Here is a 15,550-nt window from a genome sequence, read left to right on the forward strand (position 1 = left end):
CCGGATGAACCAGTTCGGACGGGTGTCACTCCCTTGTACTTCTTGAAACCCTATTTAGCGGAGTTCCTTGCTGGCGATAATTAAACGACATTTTTCAAGCCCTTGCCAACCTTTTTATTTGTGGTGAGTCCGGCTCAGGAGCAATCTTAAATAGAAATTACTAATTCCTTAAACCACATTTTAAAAAAGACACTTAATAAGGCACACAAAATTGACAAACCAGAAAGTAGACTAAGGGGAGCAATAAACATTCTGCCAAGGGGTTTAATTATTAAGCTAAAGTTGAAATGTTTGAATGCCACCAGGACGATTTACATAACATTTTCAAGTATCTGAGAAAACATCAATCAGCCGATAAGAACGCGACTCTTTCGTCTGTTCGCAATAGGAGGGAGATTGAGAACTTATTTGAGAGCGGGCTATCAGTTGCAATTAGACAATGGAATTTATATCTTTAATCAGGTCACTAGCCTGTTGCCGCTACGCAAACACCCATAGGTTACCTTCAGCTTTTTTAAAAACACCGCAAACCTCATAAATGTCACCTTAAGCTTGATACTCAACAAACAACCAAAACAAATAACATGAATAACCCACAGAATTCCTCTGCCGTACTTGTAGCAGGCGCTACCGGACATCTAGGTGGCGAAATTTGCCGCCAGTTAATTGAAGAAAACAAACAGGTAAAAGGATTGGTGCGGACCTCGTCGGATGTCAATAAAATAAGTCAGCTAGAACAATTGGGGGTTAAAACAGTGTTTGGTGACCTGAAAGACAAGGCCTCACTACAAACTGCGCTACAGGGTGTTTATGCAGTCATTTCCACAGTGTCCTCTACACTGTCAAGGCAGACTGGTGATACCATTCAAACAGTTGATGATGAAGGACAGATCAACCTGATTGATGCTGCAGTTGCAGCTGGCGTAAATTACTTTGTTTTCATTTCGTTTTCTCCAATGCCCGGTGAGTTTGCGCTACAAACAGCTAAACGTAAAGTGGAAGAACATCTGACCCGAAGCGGGCTGAATTATACCATTCTGCAACCCACTTGCTTTATGGAAATATGGCTAGGTCCCGCTGTAGGATTTGATTATGTCAACGGAAAAGCCACAATATTTGGTGAAGGTAAAAACCGTCTTTCCTGGATAGCCATTAAAGACGTGGCGTCATTTGCGGTAGCTGCACTAGATAACCCCGCGGCCAGGAACAGAATTTTTGAGTTGGGCGGCCCTGCGGCTTTAAGTCAGTTGGAAGTAGTAAATATATTTGAAACCAAGCAAGGCAAAAAGTTTGAACTTACGTTTGTACCCGAGGATGCGTTAATGACACAACTGGCAGAAGAAGGTGACTGGTTAAGTAAAACATTTGCGGCACTTATGTTGGGCGTAGCGCATGGGAGTGAAATAGAGATGACAGGCACTTTGAAAGTTTTTCCTATACAACTAACCAATGTAAATCAATACGCAGAAAAGGTGAGCACATATGCTTAGCCCGATGATTACAGATAAACTAAAATGCTGTTAACAAGAGCTTGGCACTACCTGGGCTCACCCGGCATTTCAGCTATAATTTCCGGGTTAGCTAAATTGCTTACGGGCGAACAACTTGCGAACGGAAGGGAACTCAAGTACGAAACGACCACCGAATAACTGTCAAACGACATAAACAATTGCAATACAACTCTACAAAAAACATGATAACAACACCCGAACACGACGAGAAAATAGCAAAGCTGACGTTCGCTTCAGTTTATCCCTATTATATCAAAAAAGTCGAAAGTAAAGGAAGAACTAAGCAAGAATTGCTCATGGTAATACAGTGGCTTACCGGTTTCGATGAAAAGAGATTGCAGGAATTCATTGATGAGAAAGCAACGTTTAAAACCCTGTTCGAGAAGGCAAAGCTTAATCCAAATGCAAACCTCATCACAGGATTAATTTGCGGCTACCGCGTTGAAGAAATTGAAACACCCCTGACGCAGCAGGTCAGGTATCTAGACAAATTGGTAGATGAATTGGCTAAAGGCAAAAAGATGGAGAAAATATTAAGGGGCTCGTAAAGTTTTTGTGCGAAGCATGAGGCTACTGTTCGTCTGTATATGGATGGATACATCCAACGGCCTGGCAGGCCGCGAAATTCAACCGCTATTGTCGCGGTGGCAAAACAGCTACATCCAGCCTGGCTACCGGTACTACATACATAATAATCGACAACCTTTATACCGTCTCGGATGAAATTAAGGATACTAATAATGTTGGTCTTATCTTCTCATGTCTTCATCTCGCCAGCACAGAACAGCCCCTATTTAGCGGACTTATATGCACTCAGGAACATTATTGAAAAAACACCTTCGTACCAGGCACAAATACAAAAAAGGAAACGGCTTGCTTATGAAGCCCTTTATAAAAAACTGGTTGTCGACTCCGTGAGCAATACCGGCGATTATCGCTATTTCTATAATCTTGCGCAACTCCTGTTTCCAATTCGCGACAATCACCTGGGATTTTACCAGGTACCCGACTATAGCCAGTTTAAAACGGAGGAAAGCATTCAACAATACTTATCCTCAAAGGCATTCCGCGAATTTCCCAGCCTCTCTATTGATTTCGACTCCCTAAAGCGGCAACTTGAAAATAAACCCCTGGATTCAATCGAAGGGATTTATTACTACGGCAACTTATATACTGTCGGACTGTTCAAAAAAAGCCCTAAGGAATATACCGGAGTTGTATTATCCAGTAAGGTTAACTGGTGGGAAGCGGGGCAGATTGCTATAAATCTGTTCGAGTTTGAACCAGGATTATTCAAAGCAATCTATAGCCACCCGATTACAAAGAATTACTACCTCTACCCTGTTGAAAGATATCGTAACCATTCCCTTCTCAACGCCTCATTTTATGGGTCGCTCTTTGGTGGGGTCTATGCTAAAGACAGCGCGGGGATCGACCATGTGCGCCTTCCGGCAACCACCCCACGGTTTGTACTAAAGAATATCGCCGGTAATATCCAGTACCTGCGGGTCGGGAGTTTTCAACTTAACCCGGCGACTGCGCAGGCTTCTAAAAAGTTTTACGATTCGGTCCGGAATGCCTTAAACGGTGCTTACATGATCCTCGATCTCAGGAACAATGAAGGGGGAGCGAAAAAACCGGCCAATAATTACTTTAACCTGGTAAAACGATTTGCGAGAAAGAAAAGGGTATATGTACTGCTTAACAACGAAACCATCAGCCAGGCTGAACTCCTCACCCTTCGATTACGTAAACTTAAGAACGTTACCACCGTAGGACAAACCACGAAAGGGATGCTGGCTTATGGCAGCAATTTCGGAAGGACGCTGAGGTTACCCAGCAACCTGTTCGCAGTGTATCCTACAGACATGAAACGATCGAAGGAGCGGCTGCTGTACGAAGATTATGGTATTAAACCAGCGATTATGCTTAACAACCAACAAGACTGGATTGAACAGGTTGCAGCGCTAATCATACATAAATAGGATTTACAAGAGGAGCGTTTCGCAACAAGGCCAGGAATACATGGGTTTGGTTTTGTTTTCATGTTGATATGTGATTACTGACATGCTTAGCCTTGTTTACGCTCCGGGGGGAGCCCCTTGTAAACTTAGAAACCTTTTTGAAAAGAGGCTACTGCAGAGCAGCAGAGAAAGGAAGGAATAAACGAGATCAGAATGCCATTGACTAAACCCTTTGCTTCTGCTTCATAAGAGCGCCCTGTTTATAGAAAGAAGCGCACGACGATGTTGAGGGCTCAAGAGGAGCCACCTGTTCAATCAAAATCCTTCAACAAATAAGGTTGTTACCCACAGAAGCAGAAAAACCAGGAATACACGAAAAGAATATAGTTTTTTGACAGAACCCTTGACTTCCGCTCCATAGGAGCGCCCTGTTTGTAAAAAGAAGCGAACATTAATAATTAGCGGCTCATGAGGAGCCACCTATTCAATCGAAACCCTTCAACAAATAAGATTGTTACCCCAGAGCAGCAGAGAAAGCCAGGAATACACGAAGAGAATATAGTTTTTGATAGAACCCTTGAATTCCGCTCCATAGGAGCGCCCTGTTTATAGAAAGGAGCGCACGACGATGTTGAGGGCTCCATAGGAGCCTCCTGTGCAATCGAAACTGCTCCAGCCAATTAATATCCTCGCGGCAGAATACCACCTACAGAAGCGCCGTGCAGCGCAACAAAATAGGCGACCCAAATCCAGTAAAAATTTGTAGGTTTCTCTCCGAATAAAACAGCACCCGTGTGCCAATCAGGGAACAACACCAGAACAACTTTTTAAACATTTAATGGTAACCATGAACCCGGACATAACAGCATACAACGATAAACAAGCCCCTCCGGATCGCGAGATCTGCAGCCTGCTGGCAAAGGAGATTTGCCGCGTCTTGCCCGAAGCTGAAAATAAGATATGGCATGCACACCCGGTGTGGTTCATCAACGGGAACCCGGTAGTTGGATATAGTAAGTTGAAAATGGAGGTCCGGTTAATGTTTTGGAGTGGTCAATCCTTTGATGAACCCTTGCTTAGAAACGAAGGTAGCTTCAAGGCGGCTGAAATCCGTTACACCTCCCCGGAACAGATCAACACCCTTAATATAGACCGATGGCTCGGCAAGGCCAGGCAAATACAATGGGACTACAAAAATATCGTAAAACGAAAGGGCGTTTTGGAACGTTTAAAATAACATTGAACCATCCACATCATTTCAGGAATCAGCGAACAGCTATTTGAAAAGCACGGGTACCTAAACCTAAAACCCGCGGACGATAAAGCATAAGAATGGGCTCAATGGATAAGAAACATTTTGATAAACAAAGTAAAAAAATGAAGTGAACAACTTGCCAGCATGCCTTGCGTAAACTTTATTCAACAAAGGCAAGGCGGCAATTACACCATTCGCAGATTAAGCCCGGCCAAAGCCGCCGAATTGGATTGTTGCCGTACAAGGAGTGACACCCCCGTCCGAACCGGTTCATCCGGGCGGGGGTCGGACTGGCGCAGCCGGGCCGGCAACGATGTTGAATAAGGTTCATCCGCTTGTCCCAAAAAACATCCATATCCAAATGGCCTCGCGTCAGTCGTGGTCACTGCTCAATTTATAGCAGATGAAACACTTCCCTTTATCTAAAGAACGCTTCAGTAAAAAAATAATCAACAGCAAATGGCAAAAATCATCAACCAGAGAATGACGGTAAACATCGAAGGCGACTTCGTGGTGTTCCTGATCGGCATGCGTATTAACCGTCCGTGGAAGCTGCACAAGTGGATACCGGTAGCCAGGGCAATGCCGAAAATGCTAATCGAATTATCGCAGAAGCCTGAAAGCGGTTTTCTTGGCTTTCAAATGTATGGTGGACTGCCACCGGTAATTGCGCAATACTGGAAAACATTTGAACAGCTGGAAGCATATGCAAAAGATCGTGAGGCATCGCACTACCCTGCCTGGAAAGCATTCAATACAAGGATCAGGAGCAATGGGGATGTCGGCATATGGCACGAAACCTACAAGGTAAGGGCCGGAGATTATGAATGCATTTACAACAATATGCCAAGGTACGGCCTTGGTAAAGCAGGTGAACTGGTGCCGGCAACAGGTAAAAAGGAATTTGCCGCACAACGGATCATGGCAACGAAAGAAAGTACCGGCAATCAGCAGCAATCTTTTGACAACATATAGATTGCCCGCAACGGCTGAGTTGATTACCTTAGATATGATTACCAAATTGCAGCCGAATGGACACTCCATACAAACCAAAAGATTACAATTCGTTGTCGCCGTACCTGGTAGTTGATCAGGCGCAGAAGCTCGTTGACTTATTGAAAGCCGTCTTTAACGCTACCGAACTTAGAAGGTATGACCACGGGGATGGAACTATTGCGCATATTGAGTTGAAACTGGATGACAGCGTGATCATGATGAGTAACAGCACAGAACAGTATGCTGCAAATAAGATGATGCTGCATATGTATGTACCGGATGTTTTTGAAACTTTCAACCGGGCCATAGCCCAGGGTTGAGAGGTTATAGAGAGACCCGTTAATAAACCGGGGGATCCCGATACCCGGGGTGCTTTTTTTGATTTTGCTGGTAATTATTGGGCGGTAAGCACCCAGGCAAAACAAGAATAGCATTAAAACCAAACTATCCAACATCAATCAATGTCGTTTAGTTAAGCCCCTTGCTGGCTTAACTTGCCAGTAATGATATACAGAACAAGCCCGCCCCTACCGGATGGCATATTGGGGCTGGGCGAATTTCTTTGCTTCAAGGCAAAGAAACTGACACACGGACTTTGCCGATCAATCCAACGCTTGCCCCTCCTGCATTACAGCCTATTCTCCTACGTTGAAGGTTGACGGCTCTTAGAATAAACCGGGGGCACGGCGCAACGATTTCTAATCAAAAACTGCAATTTACTCCAAAAATTATTGCTTAACCAAAACGACACTGACCCATTTATAGTGAAGCACATTGCTGAACGGTATTGGGCTTAGCTTTTTGGAAAGCGAACAAGCCTTTTCGCTTTAAAATGCTTCACTAAGGTTTTGGCCCCCATGTTTGATAATGTTTGCCCCCAGGACGTTAGGAAACCCCGGGATTTTGTTGTACATAGTTGTAGCATAGCGGTCGGATCCCATACGGTTTGTTTAACACACGGTTCGTCCTATGTCAATTAAAGCCTTAACGATGCAGCTTTTCAATGTAGGTACAATGGGGGCACAAACGCATTCATCTTCGTCGGGGGCGGCCAATTTGCCGGGTCGGAAGCTGGGTATCATATTAATACTTCAGCTGCTCACGGCGCTCACATTACCGTTTATATTGGCTAAGCCCATTACCGTTGGCGCACCAGCTTACCTCACGGCTGTTGCCGCACATACCTGGCAGGTTCGAGCAGCGGTATTGCTGTCCTTTGTTGGTTCGGCACTAACCGTTTATCTTGGTATTACCGCTTTCCAGGTTTTTTGGTTGCACAGTAAGCAGGTTGCCGTACTGTTCATTGTCACCTGCACAATCAGCTGTACACTCGACATCGTGCATGCCGGTACAATTTTGTCCATGCTTGCGATAAGCAAATCATTTGCCGTTTCGGGTGGTCCAATCAACGACCTGTACCAGGTGGTTGCCGAGGCTATTTTTTATGCCCGACGATCAGCACATGCTACGCAGTTGCTGGCAATTGGCGGCTGGATGTTCGTTTTCTACATAGCCTTATTGCGCTTTAAATTGATCCCCATTGCATTGGGGGGTTTGGGTATTCTAGGGGTTAGCTTACAGTTTATTGGGGTAACAATGATGATGTTGCTGGGATACCGCGCCATTGGTGAAATGGCTATGCCCTTACTCCCTATTCACCTGTCCACTGCCGTTTGGCTGATCGCCAAAGGCTTGAAAAACCAAACCGTGGAGAGTCCAGGCTAATAAACAATTCAACATGATCCAGAAACAAAGCGCTTGCAGACCATTTACATGGGCTCCGGTGAAAGCACCTGACAGCAGGAGCCCTTTTCTTATAATTGACAATGGAAAAACATTAAAACGCTACTTATGTTAAGGCGAGACTTTATGAAACGTACCGCTACTTTAACGGCCCTGCTGCCGCTATCGGGATGGAACAAATTCATGACTGCTGATAAACTTCTTTTCATGGATGCAGATGTAATAAAAATCAAACTAGGTGAATATAATTGTACGATCTTCCGGGATCTTACATTTAAATACCTGGCAAAAGATTTTTTCATTAATGCAACCGAAGCGGAGTTGACGCAATCGCTGCTGAAATACCGCATTAGCCCCGACAATATCCCATCTCCGTTTATCGCGCTGCTGTTGGAAAATAAGACAAGAAAAATCCTTGTTGATACAGGTATCGGCTTCCTGGACGAACCCCTTGTTTTTAGGGGCACTACTTACGCCTTCAAGGGTCAGCTAGAGCACCTCTTAGATCAACAGCATATCACCGGCGAGGAGATCACCGATGTAGTGGTTACGCATTTTCACCCCGACCATATTGGAGGTATATCCGCCGGTGATGGAAAGCTCCGTTTCCCCAAAGCCCGCTTTCATATGCATGAAGAAGAATGGAGTTACTGGCACTCGTCCCGGGCGGATCATGAGCCGGCCCTTTTCAGGTACTTTATCGAAAAGAATATCACCCCGTTGAAAAACGGTAACTTAAACTTATTCCGGGGCGACAATACGGAGATATTTTCTGGAGTCACTGCGCTGATGGCTGCCGGCCATACCCCTGGACAAATCGCTTTGAACATCAAATCTGAACACGGGCACCTGCTTTATATCTCCGACGCCTTTTTACACCCGCTTCATTTAGAAAAGCTGGACTGGCGAACCAACTACGACCTCGACCATACGCTCGCAAAACAGACCCGCATAAAATTGGCGGAATTAGCCTACAAAGAAAACATGCTGGTAAATGCATTTCATTTCGATTTTCCCGGGCTGGGACGAATAGACAAAGTGAAGAATGTATTTACGTGGAAATATTCAGAGATATGATTTCTACCTTCCGTTGGCCATTGCAAAACCGTGATCGATACCATAACATACCTATCAGATTTGAATTGCATTAACTTGAGCGCACAACAACCCAGCTCGTTGCAGGGAAAATCATTAGTCAACATTGAAAACTTACTTCGTAGACGCTTTCACGAACAAACGATTCAAGGGTAATCCTGCTGCGGTTTGTATCGCAGCGTCCGACCTGCCCGATACCACGATGCAAGACATTGCTACGGAAATCGGATTTTCGGAAACCGCATTTATCCGCCACATTTCAGGCCAGTGCTACAACATCAGGTTTTTTACACCCAAACAGGAAATCCCTTTGTGCGGACACGCTACGTTAGCAGCATCGAAAATCCTTTTCGACATTCACGCCCATGACAGGATTTCTTTTCTCAACTGCGAAGAGGTAGAACTAAAGATTCAAAGGTTCGATGAAAAAATTGCCATGCAGTTCCCGGTTTACAACACCGTGCCTATCGATGTTCCATCCGGCGTATTAGCTGCACTTGGTATTGGCAATACGGTAACTACCCGGTTCAGTCCAAAAAATAAGATCATACTGCTCGAAATTGCCGGTACAGCACTTTTGGCAGACTTAAAGCCAGACTTCAATGCATTAGTCAAATCATATAACGGCATCAATGGGGTGTTGGTGACTGCCAAATCAGATCAAAGCGATTTTGATTTTCATTACCGCTATTTCTGGCCTTGGGCAGGAACGAATGAAGACCCCGTAACCGGAGGAGTGCAAACCTTTCTAACCCCTTTTTGGGTGGAAAGGCTCAATAAAACAAGGCTAAAGGCATTTCAATCATCACAAAGAACAGGTATGATGTCGACAGAACTGCAGGAAGATAAAGTATTGATCTTTGGTGAAGCTGTTGTTGTTTTTGAAGGAGAACTTAAATCCGAAGACTGATGTTAACCGAAATACTGCAAAGTTTATTTACAAGAGATTTAGACAGGCTGCGAACTGAAATCATGTCTTATAAATCGGAAGAAAACCTTTGGAAAACGGATGGCAACATTACCAATTCAGCCGGTAATCTTTGCCTTCACCTTCTTGGAAACTTAAACACTTATATCGGTAAAGAAATTGGCCATACCGGTTATACCAGGAACAGGGAACAGGAATTTTCATTGCAATTAGTACCCCGAGAAGAATTGATTCATGGAATTGACCAGGTTATTTTGACTATCACCGCCGCAATTACAACAATAGATGAAAGCAATTTGCAAGCTAACTATCCGGTTATGGTATTTGAGCAAAAAACAACTACCGGCTATTTATTGGTGCATTTGGCAACACACCTTAGCTACCACCTGGGACAAATTAATTACCACAGAAGAATGCTTGATCGTTAAAGCGGGAGGGTTACAAATAAGCTGATCGCATTGTGAACTCTTTAACATCCCGACACATATATTTGGTTGACCAACCTGCAAAATGAGACATTTCCTTCGCTATTCTATAATCATAGCACTGGCCTGCCTGTTTAATCCCCTGATGGGCAACGCACAAATTCAAAAGATTTATCTCCTTCCAAAAGCCCCGGGCACTGAAAAGCAGTCCAAATTCATCGACTCCATAAGTTTTACCCCATTGGAAATAAAAGACGGTATCGGCCTGGGTTCTTACAGCTATATGGAGGTAACCAATGATAATTTCCTGCTTTTCGATTATACCAATAAAACCATCTTGCTTTATGACAGGAACGGAAAATTTATTCACCAAATAAACTACAAAAAGCTCGGCGACGGGTTTTACCCAAACTATTACGAAGACCTGAACAGAATTTCATTTTTTGGAAATAATAAAAATTATGCGTTAACTCCAAAAGACCGGATTCAAATTAAACTGGATTATAAAAATCCGCGAAATCAGAAATACTTCAAACAATATTTTATTGATTTAAAAGATACCACATACACTATTCAAAAAGGAACGGTTGATGAGAACAATATTGTTGGAGCACAGCCCTTTTATGGCAATTATTATTGGCAGGGCGAAATAAGTACAAGCGAACTTTTTAAAGACAGCATGGAACATGAAGTAAAGATTTACGAGAACAAAAAATTGGTGCAAAGCTATTTTCCGTACAACCGTATCAATGAGCCGCGATATCTCTACACACAGGAAAACGTTGCCAGACACCGGACTGACTCGCCGCATGTTAACTTCATTACCCGGCCGTATTGCGATACCATTTACAAATTGGATCGGGATAAGATGAAACCCGTTTATCATCTCGTTATACCGCTCGAAAACAGCGTACCCCCCTCCCTGTTTACCACCCCGTTTAAAAATAAAACTGAACGTGAAAACTTTGAGCGAAACAATGGGTGGGCGGTCAGGCAGGTTTATAACTTTCATGAAACACCCCGCTTCTTGTTTTTTGCAATCAGGTTTTTTTCAAATTTTGAAACTTACGTGTACCAGAAACAGGGCAATATAACTTACAAGACCAAAAGCATCAAGGCAGACAGTAGCCAGTATAACCTGCAGTTACTCGATAACAATACATTGCGTAAAGGCGACCGCTTGTATAAGCCGCAAAAAGCCGGTGACCTGGTTACCTTTTTCGAGCAACATAAAGATATACCCGTTCCAAAAGAACTCGACGCATTCATCAAACAAAAACCACATCCTGCTTCGCCGGTTATTGTGGCATTTAAACTCAAGACACAGCCGTGAAGCAAACCGTACTCTTTTGTTTATTGATCAGCTATTATGCAGCCGGCCTTGCGCAAACCGGCAAGGTAACCGGTATAGTATCTGATGCCGGCTCTAAAACCCCGCTGGAACTTGCTACAGTTAGCATTTTAAAGCAAGACTCCAGCCTGGTGGCCTACCAGTTGTCAGACAAAGAAGGGAAGTTCACGATTTCAAAGCTTCCGCTGAAGCAGCGATTACTGGTAAGCGTTACCTACACCGGCTACGTGTCATTTTTCTCCGGGGTTGAACTCCAGGCCGGCAAAACCGATACCCTCACCGTAATGCTGGAGGTTAATACGAAAGACAGCAATGCTGTAGTGGTAAGAGCAGTGTCACCCGTGCGGATGAATGGTGATACTTTAGAGATAAATCCGGATGCGTTTAAGATGAAGGAAGACGCCGTGGTAGAAGAATTGCTTAACCAGGTTTCAGGCGTTACCATGTGGTCGGATGGCACCATCACCCTCAATGGCAAACTGGTACAAAGCCTGCTGGTAGACGGCAAGCCTTTTCTCGGCTCATCCGACTCACGGGTTGCAACGCAAAATTTACCCAAGTCTGCGATTGATAAAATACAGCTGTACCAGGAATACGATCGAAGCAACATCAGTCAAACGGGACGTCCGCAGGACTCCCTGCTGACCATGAACATTAAACTTAAAGAGACCAGCAAGCGGGGTTACTTTGGTAAAGCGGGGGCAGGCTTTGGAACCACTAACCGGTTTGAAAGCGATCTTTCTTTCCAGATGTACAACAAACAAACCAGTGCGGGAATCGGCGGAGGTATCAACAATATCAATAAGTCGATCGGCAACGTGCAGGAGATGTTCCAGAATAATACTTATCGCACCAACAACCCCAATCTTTATAATGTCGGGCGTTTTGGCACCAACGGTATCAACAGGAATTATTCTGCAGGCGGAGTGTTGACACATAGCTTTATTGAAGCTGCGAACAGCCGTCAAAACAACCGGGTTGTGGTTAATTACAACACATCCGGTGTAGAGTCATACCTGGCCGACATCAGCCTGCAAAACCGAACCACGATCGATAATCCACAGTTCATCCGCGATGAAGGCACGCAAAGAAGCAGGAGCCAACGACACGATCTTGGCTTAAACTATGTAAAAACAAACAGCTATAACGATAACCTGAACCTCAACGGCTCGTTAAACCAGAATACCGAAAATGGCAATTCCGGAAGGTTTACCGAAGTACGGGACAGTGTTAACCGCCTGCAAAGCACCAACACAAGTAATTCCCTTTTCACCAGGAAGTCAAACAGTCAGTCGTTCAACGGCAGCTTTAGTAAATCCGATTACGAGGATCCTTTAAAAGGTGTATCCATACAGTTCAACGCAAGAAACACCAATAGCAATTCGGAGCGCTCGGTTCTAAGCAACTTTCAATCGTTTACCAGCAGTGCAGGCAACAATGCATTCAACAGGCGATATGTTTCCAACGACCAGAATTCAAGCATCGGGGCGAGCGTCGACTATCTCGGACTAAAACGACTTTTGTTCGGACGATACAACCTGTTCGGGATAAACCTTAACCTTAACCAATCCGTTAACCTCAACCGCACGGTAGAGGAATCCCTGGTAAGCGACTTCGACAGTACATCAAAACAATATGTCATTAACAACAAAGTGTCGTACCAAAACAGAAGGGAAGTTCTTGAGTACGTTCCCGCGCTGGGCTTGTCAAAATCTTTTTTCAGGTATACCGATAAATGGTACCGGAGCGTCTACTTCCAGGCAAGGTTCATGGAGGACTTCAGAACAGATAAAAACGGTTCAGCAACTTTCGCAAAAAGAAATCTCGACCGCTCGTTTCAGTTCTTCCGGCAGGAAGGGAACGTTACTTACCAATATGTGCGCCAGCAAAAATACCAGTACTTCTTAACTGCTAACTATGCTAAAAACTACCTGTATCCTTCGATCGAGCAGTTGTACACCATAGTTGACGATATCAATGTTTACGACATCAGGGTCGGTAATCCCGGGTTGCAAAACACCATCAACCATTCACTCAACATGAATGCGAATTTCAATACGCAAAACCCTAAGTCGTTGTATTCGGTTAACAGTAACTTAAATGGTGGCTATAATAAGGCACTTAATCTCGTTACCGACAGCCTCATCAACGATCCATCCGGTAAAAGGATCTCCTACTATACCAACGCTGGTGAAAGCGAGAATTATAACCTTAACTACAATCTTAATGTGTCGAGAAGGTTTAAAAAGAACAGCATTCAGCTGATGTATAATGGCCAGTTCAGAACGGGAAGAATACCCAACTATATCGATGGCTTTTACAACGTCAGTGAAACGAATAACTTTTCGAACATGGTGAACCTTCAACTGTCTTTGGGTTCTACGTTCATCTTTACGGCAAGTCAAACTTTGCAGCAATTTAAAAGCAGGCAAACAGCTGCTGGGCTCACATCCTTTAAGAATGCAAATAAGATAACAAAGCTGGGAGTCGTTATAAACTCCGGTACCAACTTTACCTTCAGCAGCACGCTCGACCAGATCGATAATTCAAATTTAAACAAGCCAACCATGTTGTGGAATGCTTTTGCAACTTATCGGTTTTGGAAGCGACAGGCCGAATTAAAAGGATCTGCAATGGACATTCTCAAGCAATACCAAAATATCACAAACAGCGTGAATGCTTATGGTACCACTACCAGGGTCACCAATGGCTTGCAGCAATACTTCCTGTTAACCTTATCCTACTACCCGCGTAAGTTTGGTAAAACAGAACTAAAACGCCAGGGCAATTAGTTCAATTCATTAGGGCAGCATACTTCTGAATGCTAACTTTTTACTTCTGAAATTGACTTTTATTGGGCCTGCATTTTAACCGGGATGAGACATCGTTGCGACGCTCCGTGCAACGACGCCACTTTGTGGTACCAACATGCACGCAAAACAAGAGCTACCAGCCAGCATTAAAACGATAAAATTCGACTTCTACTTTTTACTTCTGACTTTTTCCTTTTAACTTTTGACTTTTTACTTTTTACTCCGCTCCAGTTTCAATATCTCCACCCCTGCATCAAGCAACGGACCCGTACCATGTTTTTCATTTAAGCCTACAGGCCTGTTGTAATAAAACACAAGGTTCTCCTGTATGCCCGTGCCCACGCATATGTCTTTCAGTTGACCAAGCTCATTGATCTTGTGTTTCTTTAGACCTTCCCAACCGATTGTCGCGATGGAAGCATAACGCGCATCAATCCAACCCTCGTTAACAGCATGAGCTATCCCGTAAACAAACATTGCAGAACACGAAGATTCAAGGTAAGAGTCGGTTTTGTCAAGCACCTGGTGCCACAAGCCTTCGGCACTTTGGTAACGTGCGATCCCGATAATTTGCCGCTCCAGCAAATCAACCAGATGTTGCCTTTGCTGGTGCCGGGCCGGCAAATGGTCGAGCAGGTGGATGGTCGCTAACATGATCCAGCCATTGCAGCGGCCCCAGTGCGCAACACCGTTACGTTTAAGATCGCTGTACCAGGTGTGCCAGTAGATTTCCTTTTCCGCGTCCCACAAGTACTTATTAAAATTTACAACCTGCCTGATCGCGTCGCTAAAATACTTCGCCTCTCCGGTCATTTTACCCATACGTGCAAGAAAAGGAACACTCATATAAAGGTCATCCGCCCACAGGGTCATCTCGTGGGGAAACGCTCTTACAAATGTTCCATCTTTTAGCCGTGCACGATCCTGGGTGAGGTGTTTAGCGGCTCTTTCTACATAGGCTTTGTATTCAGGTTGTTTTACATGGTTGTAAACATCGATAATGCTTGCGCTCATGGCGCCGAAATCATCCAGCTCATCCATGGTAAAAAACTCACCATAGGGATAAGTATAGTGTTTCACTTCGTGCTTAAACCGCTGTTCGAATACCTTGTAATTATCAAATCCAAACTGGATATGCCTGGCCGGGTACTCCTTGTACTTTTGTTCATTCAGATAGTTGCCCAGGTTTAGCATAGCAATATTCAATACTCCATGGGTATAATGCCAGCCGGTATAAGGTGTGGCATATTTCACAGGTACACCTTCCGGAACATCCTTGGCCGATTGGTAAGCTTTTTTGTCATTTACCCCTTCAAAACCCAGCTTTGTTTCTTTAATAATCTGATCTGCAATTTTACGTACAACAGCCTCATTGGTTTGTGCATGCACAACTGCTGAAAAGGCAAAAAACAGTAAGCTGTAAAGCATCTTCGACATCATAGTGGAATTACGATTTATCGTTGTCTATA

13 protein-coding genes are annotated in these 15,550 nt (G+C 44.2%); 12 read left to right on the forward strand and 1 reads right to left on the reverse strand.

Annotated elements, in window-relative coordinates; genetic code table 11:
• Positions 1-584: 584 nt before the first annotated feature.
• The 12 genes from EXU57_RS03165 (at position 585) to EXU57_RS03220 (ending at position 14,060) form a co-directional block, all read left to right on the forward strand.
• Positions 585-1,490 (forward strand): SDR family oxidoreductase, encoded by a 906-nt coding sequence (locus EXU57_RS03165; protein ID WP_133266697.1) that lies wholly within the window; start codon positions 585-587, stop codon positions 1,488-1,490.
• Positions 1,491-1,693: 203 nt separating this feature from the next.
• A complete protein-coding gene (locus EXU57_RS03170; RefSeq protein ID WP_133266698.1) occupies positions 1,694-2,059 on the forward strand; it encodes a DUF2200 domain-containing protein in 366 nt (121 codons plus the stop codon).
• A 171-nt stretch (positions 2,060-2,230) separates the two neighbouring features.
• Positions 2,231-3,496, forward strand: a complete 1,266-nt coding sequence (locus tag EXU57_RS03175; protein WP_133266699.1) for a S41 family peptidase — start codon at positions 2,231-2,233, stop codon at positions 3,494-3,496.
• Positions 3,497-4,322: 826 nt separating this feature from the next.
• Positions 4,323-4,712 carry a DUF1801 domain-containing protein gene (locus EXU57_RS03180; protein WP_133266700.1) on the forward strand — a complete coding sequence of 130 codons (390 nt, stop codon included), beginning with the start codon at positions 4,323-4,325 and terminating at the stop codon, positions 4,710-4,712.
• 477 nt (positions 4,713-5,189) lie between these two features.
• Positions 5,190-5,705 carry a DUF4188 domain-containing protein gene (locus tag EXU57_RS03185; RefSeq protein WP_133266701.1) on the forward strand — a complete coding sequence of 172 codons (516 nt, stop codon included), beginning with the start codon at positions 5,190-5,192 and terminating at the stop codon, positions 5,703-5,705.
• 56 nt (positions 5,706-5,761) lie between these two features.
• Positions 5,762-6,046, forward strand: coding sequence for a hypothetical protein (locus EXU57_RS03190; RefSeq protein WP_207955371.1), 285 nt, complete (start codon positions 5,762-5,764; stop codon positions 6,044-6,046).
• 670 nt (positions 6,047-6,716) lie between these two features.
• Positions 6,717-7,451, forward strand: coding sequence for a DUF4386 family protein (locus tag EXU57_RS03195; protein WP_165958011.1), 735 nt, complete (start codon positions 6,717-6,719; stop codon positions 7,449-7,451).
• Between the two features lie 126 nt (positions 7,452-7,577).
• Positions 7,578-8,546 carry an MBL fold metallo-hydrolase gene (locus EXU57_RS03200; RefSeq protein ID WP_133266703.1) on the forward strand — a complete coding sequence of 323 codons (969 nt, stop codon included), beginning with the start codon at positions 7,578-7,580 and terminating at the stop codon, positions 8,544-8,546.
• A 124-nt stretch (positions 8,547-8,670) separates the two neighbouring features.
• On the forward strand, positions 8,671-9,474 hold the full coding sequence (locus EXU57_RS03205; RefSeq protein ID WP_133266704.1) for a PhzF family phenazine biosynthesis protein: 804 nt from the start codon (positions 8,671-8,673) through the stop codon (positions 9,472-9,474).
• Positions 9,474-9,920: a DinB family protein gene (locus EXU57_RS03210; RefSeq protein ID WP_133266705.1), complete on the forward strand. Its 447-nt coding sequence runs from the start codon at positions 9,474-9,476 to the stop codon at positions 9,918-9,920. The genes EXU57_RS03205 and EXU57_RS03210 overlap by 1 nt, the downstream gene beginning before the upstream one ends.
• Before the next feature lie 82 nt (positions 9,921-10,002).
• Entirely contained in the window at positions 10,003-11,250 is a 1,248-nt protein-coding gene (locus EXU57_RS03215; RefSeq protein WP_133266706.1) for a 6-bladed beta-propeller, read from the forward strand.
• Positions 11,247-14,060 carry a TonB-dependent receptor gene (locus EXU57_RS03220; protein ID WP_133266707.1) on the forward strand — a complete coding sequence of 938 codons (2,814 nt, stop codon included), beginning with the start codon at positions 11,247-11,249 and terminating at the stop codon, positions 14,058-14,060. The genes EXU57_RS03215 and EXU57_RS03220 overlap by 4 nt, the downstream gene beginning before the upstream one ends.
• A 231-nt stretch (positions 14,061-14,291) precedes the next feature.
• Here EXU57_RS03220 and EXU57_RS03225 read toward each other — a convergent pair whose 3' ends face one another.
• Positions 14,292-15,521, reverse strand: coding sequence for a glycoside hydrolase family 105 protein (locus EXU57_RS03225; protein WP_133266708.1), 1,230 nt, complete (start codon positions 15,519-15,521; stop codon positions 14,292-14,294).
• Between the last annotated feature and the right edge of the window lie 29 nt (positions 15,522-15,550).

Origin of the sequence: Segetibacter sp. 3557_3, from assembly GCF_004354985.1 — a bacterium.
Lineage (GTDB): Bacteria > Bacteroidota > Bacteroidia > Chitinophagales > Chitinophagaceae > Segetibacter.

What these genes read in the sequence shown, in the direction of transcription:
- EXU57_RS03165 (WP_133266697.1), top strand. Translation starts at nt 585, where the DNA reads ATGAATAACCCACAGAATTCCTCTGCCGTACTTGTAGCAGGCGCTACC.
- EXU57_RS03170 (WP_133266698.1), top strand. Translation starts at nt 1,694, where the DNA reads ATGATAACAACACCCGAACACGACGAGAAAATAGCAAAGCTGACGTTC.
- EXU57_RS03175 (WP_133266699.1), top strand. Translation starts at nt 2,231, where the DNA reads ATGAAATTAAGGATACTAATAATGTTGGTCTTATCTTCTCATGTCTTC.
- EXU57_RS03180 (WP_133266700.1), top strand. Translation starts at nt 4,323, where the DNA reads ATGAACCCGGACATAACAGCATACAACGATAAACAAGCCCCTCCGGAT.
- EXU57_RS03185 (WP_133266701.1), top strand. Translation starts at nt 5,190, where the DNA reads ATGGCAAAAATCATCAACCAGAGAATGACGGTAAACATCGAAGGCGAC.
- EXU57_RS03190 (WP_207955371.1), top strand. Translation starts at nt 5,762, where the DNA reads ATGGACACTCCATACAAACCAAAAGATTACAATTCGTTGTCGCCGTAC.
- EXU57_RS03195 (WP_165958011.1), top strand. Translation starts at nt 6,717, where the DNA reads ATGCAGCTTTTCAATGTAGGTACAATGGGGGCACAAACGCATTCATCT.
- EXU57_RS03200 (WP_133266703.1), top strand. Translation starts at nt 7,578, where the DNA reads ATGTTAAGGCGAGACTTTATGAAACGTACCGCTACTTTAACGGCCCTG.
- EXU57_RS03210 (WP_133266705.1), top strand. Translation starts at nt 9,474, where the DNA reads ATGTTAACCGAAATACTGCAAAGTTTATTTACAAGAGATTTAGACAGG.
- EXU57_RS03215 (WP_133266706.1), top strand. Translation starts at nt 10,003, where the DNA reads ATGAGACATTTCCTTCGCTATTCTATAATCATAGCACTGGCCTGCCTG.
- EXU57_RS03225 (WP_133266708.1), bottom strand. Translation starts at nt 15,521, where the DNA reads ATGATGTCGAAGATGCTTTACAGCTTACTGTTTTTTGCCTTTTCAGCA.